At 70.0% G+C, this 16203-nt stretch carries 12 protein-coding genes and 1 pseudogene; 7 read left to right on the top strand and 6 right to left on the bottom strand.

The window, feature by feature from the left end; all coding sequences use genetic code 11:
* Positions 1-196, bottom strand: a pseudogene (locus tag VGN45_RS12505) (cell envelope biogenesis protein OmpA); the annotation flags it as partial.
* A 139-nt stretch (positions 197-335) separates the two neighbouring features.
* Positions 336-992 carry an acylneuraminate cytidylyltransferase family protein gene (locus VGN45_RS12500; RefSeq protein ID WP_327462944.1) on the bottom strand — a complete coding sequence of 219 codons (657 nt, stop codon included), beginning with the start codon at positions 990-992 and terminating at the stop codon, positions 336-338.
* 87 nt (positions 993-1079) lie between these two features.
* On the opposite strand from VGN45_RS12500, the gene VGN45_RS12495 reads away from it, so the two are divergent.
* From VGN45_RS12495 to VGN45_RS12480, 4 genes are read left to right on the top strand one after another with little or no spacing between them, the layout of a single operon-like run.
* Positions 1080-1850 (top strand): ABC transporter permease, encoded by a 771-nt coding sequence (locus VGN45_RS12495; protein ID WP_327462943.1) that lies wholly within the window; start codon positions 1080-1082, stop codon positions 1848-1850.
* Between the two features lie 10 nt (positions 1851-1860).
* Positions 1861-3039, top strand: a complete 1179-nt coding sequence (locus tag VGN45_RS12490) for a chain-length determining protein (protein ID WP_327462942.1) — start codon at positions 1861-1863, stop codon at positions 3037-3039.
* Between the two features lie 5 nt (positions 3040-3044).
* Complete coding sequence (locus VGN45_RS12485; RefSeq protein WP_327462940.1) at positions 3045-3713, top strand: ABC transporter ATP-binding protein; 669 nt, start codon at positions 3045-3047, stop codon at positions 3711-3713.
* Positions 3710-6064, top strand: coding sequence for a glycosyltransferase family 4 protein (locus VGN45_RS12480; RefSeq protein WP_327462938.1), 2355 nt, complete (start codon positions 3710-3712; stop codon positions 6062-6064). The genes VGN45_RS12485 and VGN45_RS12480 overlap by 4 nt, the downstream gene beginning before the upstream one ends.
* Positions 6065-6072: 8 nt before the next feature.
* On the opposite strand, the gene VGN45_RS12475 is transcribed toward VGN45_RS12480, so the two are convergent.
* A complete protein-coding gene (locus VGN45_RS12475) occupies positions 6073-10290 on the bottom strand; it encodes a DUF4214 domain-containing protein (protein ID WP_327462936.1) in 4218 nt (1405 codons plus the stop codon).
* Between the two features lie 121 nt (positions 10291-10411).
* Here VGN45_RS12475 and argB point away from each other — a divergent pair, with 121 nt between their 5' ends.
* Genes argB through dapD form a run of 3 tightly spaced genes read left to right on the top strand, consistent with a single transcriptional unit; the run spans position 10412 to position 12842 of the window.
* Positions 10412-11338, top strand: a complete 927-nt coding sequence (gene argB, locus VGN45_RS12470) for an acetylglutamate kinase (protein WP_414643433.1) — start codon at positions 10412-10414, stop codon at positions 11336-11338.
* Positions 11335-11994: a pyrimidine 5'-nucleotidase gene (locus tag VGN45_RS12465; RefSeq protein ID WP_327462934.1), complete on the top strand. Its 660-nt coding sequence runs from the start codon at positions 11335-11337 to the stop codon at positions 11992-11994. The genes argB and VGN45_RS12465 overlap by 4 nt, the downstream gene beginning before the upstream one ends.
* Positions 11991-12842, top strand: coding sequence for a 2,3,4,5-tetrahydropyridine-2,6-dicarboxylate N-succinyltransferase (gene dapD, locus VGN45_RS12460; protein ID WP_327462932.1), 852 nt, complete (start codon positions 11991-11993; stop codon positions 12840-12842). The genes VGN45_RS12465 and dapD overlap by 4 nt, the downstream gene beginning before the upstream one ends.
* A 74-nt stretch (positions 12843-12916) precedes the next feature.
* On the opposite strand, the gene fba is transcribed toward dapD, so the two are convergent.
* The 3 genes from fba to VGN45_RS12445 all read right to left on the bottom strand — a co-directional run bounded on the left by fba (position 12917) and on the right by VGN45_RS12445 (position 16202).
* Positions 12917-14002: a class II fructose-bisphosphate aldolase gene (fba, locus tag VGN45_RS12455; protein WP_327462930.1), complete on the bottom strand. Its 1086-nt coding sequence runs from the start codon at positions 14000-14002 to the stop codon at positions 12917-12919.
* Positions 14003-14106: 104 nt separating this feature from the next.
* Positions 14107-15303: a phosphoglycerate kinase gene (locus VGN45_RS12450; RefSeq protein WP_327462928.1), complete on the bottom strand. Its 1197-nt coding sequence runs from the start codon at positions 15301-15303 to the stop codon at positions 14107-14109.
* Positions 15300-16202: a hypothetical protein gene (locus VGN45_RS12445; protein ID WP_327462926.1), complete on the bottom strand. Its 903-nt coding sequence runs from the start codon at positions 16200-16202 to the stop codon at positions 15300-15302. The genes VGN45_RS12450 and VGN45_RS12445 overlap by 4 nt, the downstream gene beginning before the upstream one ends.
* Position 16203 lies beyond the last annotated feature (1 nt).

Raw genomic sequence — 16203 nt, 5'->3', positions numbered from 1 at the left:
ACGCCGCCCAGTCTTCCTTCAGCTCGAACTCGTTCTCGGTCGACGTCCCGCCAAGCTCGAAGCCCGAGGCCTCGGCCTTGTGCCAACCGGCGTCGATCGCGCCGTACCAGCCCAGCGGATCCGCAGACGCCGCGCCAGCGGAGAGCGCCATGGCGGCGGCGGCGCCGGACGCCAGATAAATACCCTTGAGACGCATCGGAATTCCCTCAGCCCTGTTCACGATTGTGCGGCGGACGCGCCGCCTCGCGGGTTGCATACCAGCGAGAACGATGCAGGTCGAGCCAGAACGGCGGCGCTTGGGTTTCGTCGGCGAAGCGTGGTTCCAAGGCCACGCTCTAGCCTCTCTGGAGCAAAAGGCTCTCGCAGGCGGCGAATTCTTCGGCCGTGTCCACGTCCCACGCGCGATCCGCGGGCATGTCCCAGGCCAGGCAGCCGTCGATGCGGAACGTCCCCGCCGCGATCACCCTTTCGGGCCTTCCCACATATACGGCGCCGTTGATGACGCGCATCGTCTGGACGTCTCCCGCCGCGCTCATCGATCCTTCGCGGGTCCGACGCCCATAGAAGGCGGCGGGTTTCGGCAGGGGCGACACCGAAATCAGCGCGGGCGCCCCGGCGTCGCGGCAGGCGGCCACGGCGTCGTCCACGTCCTCGGCCGTCCTGAGCGGCGAGGTCGGCTGCAACAGGACGACGTGATCCCACCGCCCGCCCACTTCCGTCAGAGCATGGGCGATCACGTCGATGACCGAGGCGTCCGGCCCGGCGAGGTGCGCCGGTCGGCGGAAGGGTGGCGGCAGGCCCATGTCGGCGGCGACGTCCATGACCGCCGGGTCGTCCGTCGAGACCACGATCCGGTCCAGCGCGCGGGCGTTCAGCGCCGCGTCCAGCGTCCAGGCCACCATCGGCCGGCCCGCCATCGGGCGCACGTTCTTGCCGGGAAGCCGGGTCGAGCCCGCGCGGGCGGGGATGATCGCGATCGTGCCGCCGCTCATGACCCCTCAGGTGCCGGACGTGCGGTCTCGCGTCAACGACGGCTTGCGCCCGGCGCGCGCGGCCCGCATCGTCGGGCGGTGAGTTCCGTGCGCGCCCTGACGAGCCATTCCCGCGTGGTCGGCGCCTTGATGATGCGCGAACTCATCACCCGGTTCGGCCGGGACGGCCTGGGGTTTCTCTGGCTGGTGGGCGAGCCCCTGCTGTTCTGCCTGGGCGTGCTGGGCCTCTGGGCCCTGATCCGGCCGGAGTACGAACATGGCGTCCGGCTGGGCCCCATGGTCATGACCGGCTACATGGCCCTGTTGCTGCTGCGCCATCAGATCGGCTGGAGCCTGAACGCCCTGTCCGCCAATCAGGGCCTGCTGATGCACCGCGGCGTGGCGGTCCTGCACCTCTATCTGGCCCGCAACCTGCTGGAATTCCTGGGCGCGACGGCCGCCTTCGCGGTCGTGTACGCTCTGCTGGCGGCGCTGGGCCAGGTGGGTCCGCCCGGCGACTGGGCGCTGATGTACGGAGGCTGGATCCTGCTGGGTCTGATGGGCTTCGGACTGGCCCTGATCTTCGCCGGCCTGGCCCAGCGCCATGCGGTCATGGAGCGGATCGTGCCGCTGCTGACCTACGCCATGATCCCGCTGTCCGGGGCCTTCTTCATGGTGTCCTGGCTGCCGCCCGCCGCGCGCGAGGCGGTGCTGTGGATCCCCCTGCCGCATGCCGTCGAGATGCTCCGCGCCGGGGTCTTCGGCGAATTCGTGGAAACACATTGGAATCCCGTCTATGCCTCGGTGTGGAGCGGGGTCCTGATCCTCTTCGGCCTGGCCCTGACCGCCGGCGCCCGAGATCGGCTGGAGACGGAGTAGGGCGCGGCCCATGAGCGATGCTGAACGCCCCAGCCCCGTCGTCGGCCTGTTCTCCGGCATGGAGGCCGCGCGCCGGCGTTCGCGGCTCCCGCTCTCGGATCGTCCGCTGCCGTGGGGCTTCCTGCTGGTCGTCGCCCTGCCGACGCTGGCGGCGGCCGTGTACTTCCTGCTCATCGCCTCGCCGCGGTACGTGTCCGAGGCGCGGTTCATCGTGCGGGCCGGAACCCGCCCGCCGCCGACGTCGGTCGGCCTGGCCTTGCAGGGCGCCGGACTGGCGTCGGCTCAGACCGACGCCTTCGCCGTCCATGACTGGATGCGGTCCCGCGACGCCGTCGTCGAACTGCGCGACGCGGGCCGCCTCGAGGCCGTGCTGGGCGCGCCGGGCGCCGATCCGGTCTCGCGCTGGCCGCGGCTGGGCGAAGGCCGCACCGTGGAGGGCCTGCACAGGGCCTATCGCCGCTTCGTCACCGTCGGCTACGACTCCACCACCGGCATCAGCGTGCTGCGGGTCGAAGCCTATCGGTCCGAGGACGCGCGCAGGCTCGCCGAAAACCTGCTCCAGGGCGGGGAACGGCTGGTCAACCGACTGAACGTACGCGCCGCCGCCGACGCCGTGACCGAGGCCGCCCGGGCCGTGGACGAAGCCGAGGCGCGGCTGGCGATGGCGTCCTCCCGGCTGACCGGATTCCGCAACCGCCAGCGCTTCATCGACCCGCAAGGCGCCGCCGAGGCGGGCGGTCAGGTGATCGTGGCCCTGACGACCCAGCTGGCCACCCTGCGCGCCGACCGCGCCCAGCTGGCCGCCGAAGCGCCGCAAAGCCCCCAGCTGCCCAGCTTGGACGGCCGCATCCGCGCGCTGGAGCGTCAGATCTCCGCCGAGCGCGCCCGCATCGCCGGCGCCGCCGACAGTCTGGCTCCCCAGGTTTCGGCCTATGAGGATCTGGTTCTGGAGCGCCAGTTCGCCGACCGGCAACTGGCCGAGGCGACCTCGGCCTTGATCGAGGCGCGTCAGGAGGCGCGGCGCCAATCCCTGTACCTTGAGCGCGTCGCCGGTCCTTTGGCGGCCGACGAGGCCACCCGACCCCGCCGGTGGCGTTCGATCCTGATCGTGCTGTTCTCGACCCTGCTGATCTGGGGCGTCGGCCGTCTTCTGATTCTGGGCCTGCGTGAGCACAGGCAGGCGGCATGAGGCCCGTGGTCACCCCCCCCGGACTGTCGGTGCGTGGCCTGACCAAGGCCTGGCCCCGCTCGCCTCGGCCGGTCTTCGCCGACCTGGACTTCGACCTGGACCGGCGCGGCAGGCTGGCGGTGCTGGGGCGCAACGGCCAGGGCAAGTCGACCCTGATCCGCATCCTGGGCGGGGCCTGGACGCCGACGCGGGGAACGGTCGACTGGCGCATGACGCCGTCCTGGCCGATCGGCTTCGGCGGCGGCTTCCAGGGCAGTCTGTCCGGCCTGGACAACGTCCGCTTCCTGTCACGCCTGTACGAAAGGCCGTTCGACCGGACGCTGGAGCGCGTCGAGGATTTCGCCGAACTGGGCGCCGAGGCCCTGAAGCGGCCGGTGAAGCAATGGTCCGACGGCATGCGCGCGCGCCTGGCCTTCGGTCTGTCTCTGGCGGTGGAGTTCGACTGCTACCTGATCGACGAGGTGGTCGCCGTCGGCGACGCGCGGTTCCAGGAAAAGTGCCGGATCGAGCTGTTCGACCGTCGCGCCGACCGCGCCTTCATCATGGCCTCGCATGACGAGCGTCTGATCCGCGATCACTGCGACCACGCCCTGGTCATCGAGAACGGCAAGGGGCGCGTCTTCGAGGATGTGGGAGAGGCCCTGGAGGTCTACGCCTGGCTGAGGGCGGCGTGAGCGGAGGGCCGAGGGACCGCATCGCCGCCGCCGACGCGGCCCGCGACGCCCGGGACTGGAAACGGGCGGCGCGGCTCTATGCCCAGGCGCTGGAACTCGATCCGGCGCGTGACGACATCCACGTGCAACACGGTCATGCGCTGAAGGAATCCGGCCGTCCGGCGGACGCGGAAGCGGCCTACCGCCGGGCCTTGGCGCTGCGGCCGGGAGTGGCCGACACCTGGATGCAGCTGGGCCACCTCATGACCGTCCAGCAGCGGATCGACGAGGCGGCCGAGGCCTATGTGCGCGCGGTCGAGCGTGATCGGTCGATGACGGACGCGGTCGCCGGTCTTCGCGGGGCGCTGGATAGGGGGGCCGAGTTGGCGGAAGACCTGCGCCGGGCGGCGGCGCGCGCCCTGCGTCCGCCCGCGCGGCGGACCCGTCTGTTCTCGACCGACGCCGCCGCCCTGTCCCGCACGTTCCAGGACGCGCTGGACGCCCTGGGCGAAGGCGCGCCGCAGGACGCCGTCGACGCCGTCCGTGCGGGGCTGGAGGCGCTGCCCGCCCTGTCGCCGCCTGCGCCGTCCGGGCCTGTCGCCGTCTTCGACGTCTCCGACCTGATCGGATACTTCGGCCACTCCCGCCTGCCCACGGGAATACAGCGGGTGCAGATCGAGGTCCTGTCGGCGCTTCTGACGGACCCCGACGCCCAGGCTCGGACGCGCGTCTGCGCGTTTCATGAGTCCCGGGACGGCTGGGTCGAGGTCCCGCCTGACCAGTTCCTCGATCTCGCCGAGGCCGCCCTGGCCGGCGGCGACCTGGCCGAGCCGGGCTGGCGGATGCGGCTGGAGGCCTTGCGCACCGAGCTGGCCCTGGCCCCCGCGCTGCGGTTTCCCACGGGCGCCTGGCTGATCAACCTCGGCACGTCCTGGTGGCTCCAGAACTATTTCCTGAAGGTCCGCGAGGCCCAGCGCCGGTTCGGCGTGCGTTACGCGCCCTTCGTCCACGACATGATCCCTATCATGGCGCCCGAGCACTGCGTGGCGCCGCTGGTGCGGGACTTCGTCAGTTGGGCGCTGGGCGTGTTCGACCATGCCGACGCCTTCCTGACCAATTCGGAGGCGTCGCGGGCGGACCTGCTGGCGGTGGCCGAACGCATGGGCCGGTCCGTGGCGGCGGACCGCATCCGCGTGGTCCGGCTGGACGCGGAGTTCCGCAAGCCGCAGCTCGCGCTCGGCGGCGAGACCGTGCTGCAGACGCACGGGCTGACCCCCGGCGGCTACATGCTGTTCGTCTCCACCATCGAGTCGCGCAAGAACCACATCGAGGTTCTCGGCGCCCTTCAGCGGATGCTCCGCGCGCACGGTCCGGAGCGAACGCCCAGGCTCGTGTGCGTCGGCGGGCGCGGCTGGCTGAACGACGCGGTCTTCAAGCGGCTGGCCTCGGACCCGCAGCTCGCTCGGCATGTCCGCATGTTGTCGGGGATGTCGGACGCGGAGCTGGACGCGCTCTACCGCCACTGCCTCTTCACCCTGTATCCCAGCCTCTACGAGGGGTGGGGCCTGCCGGTGACGGAGTCGCTCAGCCGCGGCAAGGCGGTGCTGGCGTCCAACCGCTCGTCGATCCCCGAGGCGGGCGGCGGCCTGGCCGTCTACTACCGCCCCGGCGACGTCGAGGCTCTCGTCGAAGGCATGGATCGGCTCAGCTTCGACGACGCCTGGCGCGGGACGCTGGAAAGGAACATTCGGGAGCGGTTCCGGCCGCGCCCTTGGCGCGCCCTGGGCGCCGACATGCTGGCCGCGATCGATGCGTGGGGCGACCGGCCGGACGGGGCCGCGGCGCCCTGGCCCTCGGTCGTGCCCGGCAGGCTGCACCGACTCTCCCGGCCGACGGCGCTGGGGGTCGGCTTCGGCGCCCGCTCCGACGAGGTCTTTCGAGATGGGCCGGGTTGGGCTCCGCCGGAACCCTGGGGCTGTCGGGCGAGGGGCGCCGGGGCCGATCTGGTCTTCCGCATCGACCTGTCCGAGGGGACGCCTCTGCGTCTTCATCTGGGCCTGAGCGCGCCGGGTGAAGGTCGCGCCTATCAAATCCGTGTGGGCGACGGTCCGGAGACCAAGGGCCACGTGCTTGCGGACTCGGTGCGGTGGGCGGTGGTCGAGGCGACGGCGCCGGGCCCCGACCGTCCCGTCCGCGTGCGCCTGACCGCGACCGCGGACGATCGACCGGCCCGATCGGGGGAGCGGGTCGAAATCGGCGTTCTCGGCTTCATGGTCTGCGCCGCCGACGACGTCTCCGCCCGCGCCGATTTCGCGGCCGGAGTCGCTTCGGGCGGCTGGAACCTCCAGCCGCCCGTCGCCTCGTTCGACTGAACCGCGCCTTACTGGAAGGCGTCGGAGGCCGGCAGCTGGTGCCAGAACTCCTCGGCCTCGAAGCCGAGCGGCTTGGTCGCCGGCGGCGTCAAGGCGTCCAGCGCCTGGGCCAGGGCCAGGTCCTCCTGCGAAGGCTGGAACAGGGCCTCCAGGTCCAGACCGGGTTCGACCGGAAGGATCTGGGCTCCGCCGTCCTTCAAGTCGATGGGCAGGAAGTCGTCGTCGGCCAGGGTCGGCAGCACCTGCGGCGCGACGTCGCCCAGCTTCGCCGTCAGCCCGGCCCAGTCGCGGGCCGGCTCCAGCGTTTCCGGCACGGCCAGGAAGTCGTCGGCGGTCAGCCCCGGCAGGATCTGGGCGACCTCGGCCTCCTTGGCGTCGACCGGGCCGTCGGCCAAGGCGGGCAGGATTTGGGCGCCCGCATCCTTCGACGTTCCGGCTTCGGGATCGGACGGCACGGTCTGCGGGCCGGCGTCCTTGCCTCCGGCGTCCGACAGGGCGGGAAGCACCTGCGGGCCCGCGTCGTCGCCGCGGTCCTTGGCCTCCAGTCCCGGCTGGATCTGCGGACCGTCGAAGTCCTCATCGACCGTCTTGACCGCCGGCTCGACCGGCGCGGGCGCGGCCGTCTGGGTCGGGACGCCGCCGACGTAGGTCGGCAGGGTGATGGCCCGATGCTCGGCCGACTCCGAAAACTCCACCAGCATCTGCTGCCGCGTGATGGTCCCGGCGTTCAGGCCGGCCACATAGGCGGCCAGACCGCCCGCGTCCGGCGCCCGATTCAGGGCGGTCTGATAGACCTTGGTCACGAAGTCCGCATTGGACAGGCCGCCGTACATGGCCTGGCCTTCCGCCGAGGCCAGGAAGGTCGTGGCCACGCTCAACAGGGTCGTGCCGGCCCCCAGCGAGGTCCGCCAGGTGATCAACCCGTCCTCGTCCGGCAGACGGTTGAACACGGTGTCGTAAAGCCGCGCCAGGCTCTCGGTGACGGAGTCGCCGACCCAGAGGCCGTTCGACAGCGTCGACCAGGTCAGGTTCCGGTGCTCGGTCGATTCCGCGAACACCAGCATCAGCTGGGCGCGCGTGTTGCCGGCGCCCAGATAGGCCAGCCAGTCGTTGATCTCATTGTTCGACGGCGCCCGGTTCAGGGCGTTCGTATAGAGCCGCTGGATGTACTGGACGTCGTTCAGCGCGCCGAACCGGCTGACGAACTCGTCCGAGGCCAGGAAGCGCTGGGCCATGGTCAGGGTGGAGACCCCGCTCTCCAGCGCGTCCAGCTGGATGTGGAAGCCCAGGGCATCCGGCTCACGGTCGAAGGCGGCCGAATACAGCCGCATCAGCTGCGCCGCCTGACTGTCGGCGTTGAAGGTCATCAGGCCGTCGACGAAGGCCGCCGCCTCGATGGCCGTCAGCGTGTCCGTGCCGCCTTCGCGCCCGCCGACGACGGTGGTCGAGTTGACCGTGCCGTAGTTCTTGCGCGCGCCGGCATAGCCGGAGACGTCGTATCCGTCCCCGCCGTTGATGGAGTCGGAACCGCCGCGTCCCGTCAGCACGTCGTTGCCGCCGCCGCCGAACAGGGTGTTGGCGTTGGCGTCGCCGCTCATCGTGTCGACCGCGGAGCCGCCGATGATCGCCTCGATTCCGGAGACGGTGGAAGCCACGCCGCCGATGCTCAGCGTTCCGCCCTGGAGATCGGCGATCACGACGCCGGCGCCCGACGCGTCGACGGTGTCGAAGCCGCTCCCGCCGACGAAGGTGTCCGATCCGCCGCCGCCGATCAGGGTGTCGTCGCCCGCGCCCCCGCTCAGGCCGTCGGCTCCGGTCCCGCCGACCAGGGTGTCGTTCCCGTCCTCGCCGTTCAGGGTGGATCCCCGCAGGGTGATCGGAACCGGCGTCTGGCTGGGGACCGAGACATGGACGGTGTAGGTGGCGCCCGCGGCCGGAGCTCCGGTCACCAGGGTCGCGCCGCCGCCCGACACCCACCGCGACACCGAGAAGTAGAAGGTGCCGGATTCAGTGGCCGTGAAGGTGATGGCCGAGTCCGTAGAGGCGCCGCCGTCGACGTCGGCGCCCTCGGCGTCGTCGTTGGTCGCCAGCACCGCCTGGTTGGGGCCATAGAGACGCAGCACCGTGTCGAAGGCCGCGCCGTCGACGTCCAGGACGATGACGTCGCCCGCCGTCACGGTGAAGGCATAGAATTCTTCCGCGCCGTGCGACGTGGCCACCACGGTGGAATGCGACACGGTGGTGGCGTTGCGGATGTTCGCGTTGGCCTGGCGATCGAAGGTGCCGTTGAGGTTCACCGCCGTGCCGATGCCGCCGTTCGCCGTGCCCTGGGCCTTGATCACGTCGTCGGCCGCCGACTCCGCCGGCGCGCCGGCGTACAGGACGTCGTTGCCGCCGCCCCCGTTCAGGGTGTCGATGCCGCCGTTGCCGCGCAGGGTGTTGGCGGCGCCGTCGCCCGTCAGGACGTCGTTGAACGTGCTGCCCTGGACGTCCTCGACGCCCGTCAAGGTGTCGTTTCCGGCCGCCCCGGTGGCCGTTCCGGCCGCCAGGCTGACGGTCACGCCGCCGGTCGCGGTGCGATAGTCGGCCGTGTCGACGCCGTTCCCGCCGTTCAGGGCGTCGCTCCCCAGGCCGCCGACCAGCACGTCGGCGCCTTCGCCCCCGTTCAGCGTGTCGGTCCCAGAGCCTCCGTTCAGGAGGTCGTCGCCGCCCAGGCCGTTGATCGTGTCGTTGCCGGCCAGGCCGCCCAGGTTGTCGGCGAACTCCGTGCCGTTCATCGTGTCGTCGGTCGGGTCGCCCGCCACCGTCAGGCCGCCGGTGGCCGCCGCCGCGATGGTCTGGTCGGAGAACTGCAGGAACTCCACGTTGGTGATCGTGTCCGTGCCGTCCGGCCCGACCACCGTGCCGACTTGGCCGTTCCAGGTGATGGTGTACTGGCTGCGGGCGCCCGAGAACACGACCGTGTCCGACCCCAGCCCGCCGTCGACCACGTCGTTGCCGCCGCCGCCGGTGATCAGATTGTTGGCCGAGTTGCCGCGGATCTGGTCGTTACCCGTGCCGCCGACGGCGTTCTCGATCACCGCGCCCATGGCGATGGCGACGTTGCCGATCATGGCGCCGACGCTGGAGAAGGCGCCCTGACGCAGGTCGATGACCTGGTTCTGGGTGTAGCCGGAGAAGTCGAAGGTGTCGGTCCCGCCGGCGTCCCAGACCGCGAAGATCAGCTGGCTGGCGGCCGAGGTCGCGTTGAACCAGCTGCGGTCGGCCGTGGAGTTGAAGCCGTAGGTGGTGTTTCCGGTCCGTGTCGTCGTGTTGGCGCCGTACAGGCGCTGGGCGGCGGCGATGTCGTCCAACAGCGGAACGGCGGAATAGAACTGGCTGCCCGCAGCGCGATGGTCGCCCCCGGTCTCCCGCTCCGAGAAATAGCTCATCACGGTATACTGACGGCTGTCCTCGAAATAGACGGCATGGGCCGCGTAGGTGATGCTGACGCCGGCGCCCGCATTGTAGGCGGCGGGGTGGCTCAGGCCGATGGCGTGGCCGATCTCGTGCGTCAGAACCTGAAGCCCGTACTGCAGAGCCACGGGCGTGGCGTTGTAGCTGAGGCTGTTGTTGACCCAGACGTCGCCCTGGACCGACGTCGGCAGGGCCGCCGTGGCCGAACCGGCCGAACCGGGCAGATAGGCGAAGGCGGCCGCCCCGTCCGCGCCGCTGGAGTAGTTGCCGAACAGGATCGTCGCGTTGTTGGTCGCGGAAAACTCGCTGCCGGCGTCCTGGACGCGGTTGAAGACGATGTTGGCGACGTCGGACCAGGATTGCAGCGCCGCGAGGGTCGCGGCGATCTGGGTGGCGTTGAACGTGCTGAAGCCGGTCGTGCCTTCCGGCATGGTCGTCGGCGCCGTGCCGCGGAACGCGAACGTCACGGTCGCGGGTTGGCCGATGCCGGACGCCCAGGTCAGGTTCGACCGCGTGATTTGGGCGCCTGCGTCCGCCGGCAGCAGAGACGGCTTGCCGTTGGCGTTGGTCCCGCCGCGGTCGTCGGCGTTGACGATTACGCCCTGCGATCCGCCCTCGCCCGCCTCGGCGACGCCGTGAAACCGGCCGCAGCCGGCGCAGAGGCCATAGCTGGAAATGGCCCCGAAATAGGGGTCGTAGGCGCCGCCGCCTTCGACGAAGGGGCCGCTGCGGACGTTGGCCTCGCGGGCCGAGGAAAAGGCGTCGAACATGGGAACCCACCCGATCGGATTGCGACTGACGAGCACCGTATCCCAGATCGGGGGAACCACAAGCGCGACCGTTGCGGATCGCCGCCTTCCTAAGCCCGCCCGCCTCGGCTATGGGCGCGCCATGGACGAGATCGAACGCCAGTCCGAGGAGCGGGGTTGGGCGACGGCCAGGACGCTGGCCGAGGCGCTGCCCTACATCCAGGTCTACGACCGCGAGACCGTGGTCATCAAATACGGCGGCCACGCCATGGGCGACAGCGCCGTGGCGAAACAGTTCGCCGCCGACGTGGTGCTGCTCAAACTGATGGGCGTGAACCCCGTGGTCGTCCACGGCGGCGGGCCGCAGATCTCGGCCATGCTGGACAAGGCGGGGGTCAAGTCCGCCTTCGTCGACGGCCTGCGCGTGACCGACGCCGACACCATGGCGGTGGCCGAAATGGTCCTGTCCGGGGCGGTCAACAAGGAGATCGCCCACTGGATCACGGTGGCGGGCAAGGAGGCCGACGTGCGCGGCATCGGCCTGTCGGGCAAGGACGCCGGCCTGCTGACCGTCGAGAAGACCCGCCGCACCAAGCGCGACCCGGACAGCATGATCGAGCATGAGGTCGATCTGGGCTTCGTCGGCGAACCGACGAAAGTCGACGCCAAGCTGCTGACCCGGCTGCTGGAATCCGACGCCGACTGGGTGCCGGTCGTGGCCCCGATCGGCGTGGCCGCCGACGGCCAGACCTTCAACGTCAACGCCGACACCGTGGCGGGCGCCCTGGCCGGCGAGCTGAAGGCCAAGCGCATGCTCCTGCTCACCGACGTGCCGGGGGTGAAGGGCGCGGACGGCCAGATCATCCGCCAGATGACCCTGGGCGAGGCGTCCCGGCTGATCGAGGACGGCGTCGCGACCGGCGGCATGATCCCCAAGCTGCAGACCGCCATGGCCGCGGTGCGCGCGGGGGTGGAGGCGGTGGTCATCCTGGACGGTCGCCGTCCGCACGCCATGCTGGTCGAGCTGTTCACCGAAACCGGCGCGGGCACCCTGGTGAAGGCGGGATGAGCGACCTGGGGCACGTCACGTCCTGGATCTTCGACATGGACGACTGCCTGTATCCGCGCGCCCAGGGCGTGATGCGGTTGGTGCAGGAGCGGATCAACGCCTTCATGATGGCCGCGGTCGGCCTGCCGCCGGACGAGGCGCGCGCGCTGCAGCGGCAGTTCCTGGACGACTACGGCACCACGCTGGCCGGGCTGATGGCCAACTATTCGGTCGATCCGCAGGCCTTTCTGGACGACGTCCACGACGTGCCCCTGGACTCGCTGGAGCCCAATCCCGAGCTGGCCGACCTGTTGGCGCGCCTGCCGGGCCGCAAGTTCGTCCTGACCAACGGCGCGCGCTGCCACGCCGCGCGTGTGCTGGCCCGCATCGGCGTGACCGGCCGCTTCGACGGCGTCTGGTGCATCGAGGACATGGATTTGGTCCCCAAGCCCGCGCCCGCCACCTTCCGCCGCTTCCTCGACCGGTTCGACGTCGATCCGCACGCCGCGGTCTTCTTCGAGGACACGCCGAAGAACCTGATCCCGGCCAAGGCGCTGGGCATGGCGACCGTGCTGGTCGGCGACGGCCATGGGCATGAGATCGGCGACTGGGTCGATCACCGCGCCGACGATGTGACCGACTTCCTCCGACCGCTTGCCCTCAGGGACGCCGCATGACCGACCATCTGGAATCCGTGATCGAAGCCGCCTGGGAGGACCGAGCCAACGTCTCGGCCGGCACTCATGGAGAGGTGCGCGACGCGGTGGAGCAGGCGCTGGAGATGCTGGATGCCGGCCGCGCCCGCGTCGCCTCGCGCGGCGCCGACGGAACCTGGACCACGCATCAGTGGCTGAAGAAGGCGGTGCTGCTGTCCTTCCGCCTGAACGACAACGCCCTGATGCGCGCCGGCGACCGCGGCCCGAACAGCGGCGCGCCCGGCATCGGCCCCTTCTGGGACAAGGTGCCCAACAAGTTCGGCGACATGACCCCGACGGAGTTCCAGCACGTCGGCTTCCGCGCCGTGCCCGGCGCCGTGGTCCGCAAGGGCGCCTTCATCGGCCGAAACGTCGTCCTGATGCCCAGCTTCGTGAACATCGGCGGCTACGTCGACGACGGCTCCATGGTCGACGCCTGGGCCACCGTCGGCTCCTGCGCCCAGATCGGCAAGAACGTGCACCTGTCCGGCGGCGTCGGCATCGGCGGCGTGCTGGAGCCGCTTCAGGCCAACCCGACCATCATCGAGGACGATTGTTTCATCGGCGCCCGCTCCGAGGTGGTCGAGGGCGTGATCGTGCGCCAAGGCGCCGTCCTGGCCATGGGCGTCTACATCTCGGCCACGACCAAGATCGTGGACCGCGCGACGGGCGAGATCTTCCGCGGCGAGGTGCCGGCCTATTCGGTCGTGGTGCCTGGCGCGCTTCCCGACCCGAACGGCGGGCCGAGCCTCTACTGCGCCGTCATCGTCAAGCGCGTCGACGCCCAGACCCGCGCCAAGACCGCCGTCAACGAGTTGCTGCGCGACTGAAGGAGCGCGGACCTCCAGGTCCGCGTCAGGCGGTCGGAGAGTTCGCGGACCTGGAGGTCCGCGCTCCCTGGCTCTTAGGCCGCCTCGGCCGACGCCTTGCCGAAATGCGGGTCCAGCTCGCCGGCGGCGTAGCGCTTGGCCATCTGCGCGGTCGACCGCGGCTTGATCTTGCCTGCCTGGCCCTCGCAGCCGAACTCCTGGAAGCGCTGCATGCAGACCTTCCGCATCGCCTCCTTGGCCGGCTTCAGATAGGCGCGGGGGTCGAACTCGCCGGGCTTCTCGGCCAGCACCTTCCGGATGGCGCCGGTCATGGCCATGCGGTTGTCGGTGTCGATGTTGATCTTGCGCACGCCGTGCTTGATGCCGCGCTGGATCTCCTCGACCGGCACGCCCCAGGTCTGGGGCATCTGGCCGCCGTACTGATTGATGACGTCCTGCAGGTCCTGCGGCACCGACGACGAGCCGTGCATCACCAGGTGCGTGTCGGGCAGGCGGCGGTGGATCTCCTCGATCACGTTCATGGCCAGCACCGCGCCGTCGGGCTTGCGCGAAAACTTGTAGGCGCCGTGGCTGGTGCCCATCGCAATCGCCAGAGCGTCGACCTTGGTCTCGCGCACGAAGTCGACCGCCTGATCCGGGTCGGTCAGCAGGGCGGAATGATCCAGCTTGCCCTCGAAGCCGTGGCCGTCCTCGGCCTCGCCCATGCCGGTCTCCAGGGAGCCCAGCACGCCCAGCTCGCCCTCGACCGAGACGCCGCAGCTGTGCGCCATCTGGACCACGCGACGGGTGACGTCGACGTTGTACTCATAGCTGGCGGGGGTCTTGGCGTCCTCTTCCAGCGAGCCGTCCATCATCACCGAGGTGAAGCCGTACTGGATGGCGGTGGCGCAGGTGGCGGGGCCGTTGCCGTGGTCCTGGTGCATGCAGACCGGGATGTGCGGATACAGCTCGGTCAGGGCGTCGATCAGGCGGGCCAGCACCACGTCGTTGGCATAGCTGCGGGCCCCGCGCGACGCCTGAATGATCACCGGCGCGTTGACGGCCTCGGCCGCCTCCATGATCGCCAGGCCCTGCTCCATGTTGTTGATGTTGTAGGCGGGCAGGCCGTAGTCGTTCTCGGCGGCGTGATCGAGCAGCTGGCGCAGGGTGATGCGGGCCACGGGGTTCTCCTGGACGTATTCTGTTTGCGCGCGGTTTAGCGCCGGTCGCCGCCGAAGTCACGCAATGTAACAGGCCGGATCGACGTCCGGCCCGCCGTGTGGCCTCAGGCGCGCAGGGCCTCGACGCCCGGCAGGGCCTTGCCCTCCATCCATTCCAGGAAGGCGCCGCCGGCGGTGGAGACGAAGGTCATGTCGTCGGCCACGCCCGCGTGGTTCAGCGCCGCGACGGTGTCGCCGCCGCCGCCGACGGCGGTCAGGGCGCCGGACGTGGCGCGGTCGGCCACGTGCTTCGCTGTGGCCACGGTCGCGGCGTCGAACGGCGGGACCTCGAACACGCCCAGCGGTCCGTTCCAGATCAAGGTTTTCGACGCGTCGATCGCGGCGGTCAGGCGGGCGACCGAGGCGGGGCCGGCGTCCAGGATCTTGTCGTCGTCCGACAGGGCGTCGCCGGCCTTGACCGTGCGGACTTCGGCGCCCGGCTTGACCTCGGTCGCCACCACCAGATCGACGGGCAGCAGGATCTCGCAGCCCTTCGCCTCGGCCTCGGCCAGGATTTCACGGGCGGTGTCGGCCATGTCGCGCTCGGCCAGGCTGCCGCCGACGTCGACGCCCTGCGCGAACAGGAAGGTGTTGGCCATGCCCCCGCCGATGGCCAGGCGGTCCAGCCTGCCGACCAGGTTTTTCAGCAGGTCCAGCTTGGTCGAGACCTTGGCCCCGCCGACGATGCCGATCACTGGCTTGACTGGATTGCCCAGCGCCGCGTCCAGGGCCTCGAGCTCCCGCCGCATGCTTTCGCCGGCATAGGCGGGCAGCAGGCGCGCCAGCCCCTCGGTCGAGGCGTGGGCGCGGTGCGCGGCCGAGAAGGCGTCGTTGACGTAGAGGTCGCCCACCTCCGCCAGCTGCTGCGCGAAGGCCGGGTCGTTCTTCTCCTCGCCCCCGTGGAAGCGGACGTTTTCCAGCAGGATCACCCCGCCGGTGTCCAGCTCCGCGACGGCCGTCCTGGCCGTCTCGCCCACGCAGTCGTCCGCGAACCGCACCGGCGCGCCCAGCAGGTCCGCCAGCGGCTGCACGACGGGCCTCAGGCTCATCTCCGGCACGACCTTGCCCTTGGGCCGGTCGAAATGCGCCAGCAGCGCCACCTTCGCCCCCGCGTCCCGCAGGCGCTGGATCGTCGGCAGGGCCGCGCGCAGGCGCGTGTCGTCGGCGACCTTCCCCCCCTCCATCGGCACGTTGAAGTCCACGCGGACGAGCGCGGTCTTGCCGGCGAGGTCGGAGGCGTCGTCGAGGGTGCGGAAGGTCATGGTCGGAAGTTTTTCCAAGCTTGAGCTGCTTCAGGAGACAGAATTCCACTGGAGATTTCTCCCGGAACCAGTATTGAGATGATGACTGGGGCTGCGGCCAAACCCAGTGAAACGACGACAAAAAGCCAACGCACGAACGAACGCTGGCGAATAGCCAAGGCCACAACCGCGATGAGCCACAGTCCACCGATCAGACCGAGTACCGCGACGACATCCCATCCCGAGATGTGCGTCTTGGGTTGGAACGCAGCCCACACTGCACTTGCGACCGCCACTAGAGCCGGCCCCGCGAATAAACCCGTCAGCGCGACAAAAAGCATCGCCATCCAATAAAGTGGGGCAGGGAGGCGGTTTCTCAGACTCGCATGTTCAGTAGTGCGGAATCGATCGTCTCGGGCTTGGGCCAACGCTCGAAGCACGCTGTCATAGTGCATTGGCCCAAGTTCGGCTTGTTGAGCTTGCTTGAGGCTAATCTCATCCACCCGCTCGACGGAAGCGTGACCTCCGTCATCGTAGCGCGTGAAATACCGGCCATCTCGCAGCACTATGTCGACGCCGGATCGCCTTAAGGCGTCCAAATCGACGGAGTCTGATGGCGGCTTGGTCGCGTGCCACAAGGCCAGAGCGGCCTCGTAGAGCTGGGCCTGCTCAGCGGCGGATTCGAATGCCGCATCCCTTAGAGGCCCAGCCGGAAGATAGTGACGGCCGTTGGCTGGCGTGAAGACCTTGTCGATACCCACATCGAATTGCGAGAGCACCCGTCTGGCCCCCAAGGGCGGATCCGCTTCGACTTCGGACTTTAGCGCAGTGAAGATGACGATGAGATCGTCATGGCCCAACTGCTCGGCCAAGATGGCCAGGCGTTGAAGTTTGGCGCTGACCTCATCTGCGATGGTCACC

It is taken from the genome of Brevundimonas sp., assembly GCF_035999125.1.
Lineage (GTDB): Bacteria > Pseudomonadota > Alphaproteobacteria > Caulobacterales > Caulobacteraceae > Brevundimonas.
The sequence above is the reverse complement of the archived record's forward strand: the minus strand, read 5'-3'. Positions and strand labels throughout refer to the sequence as shown.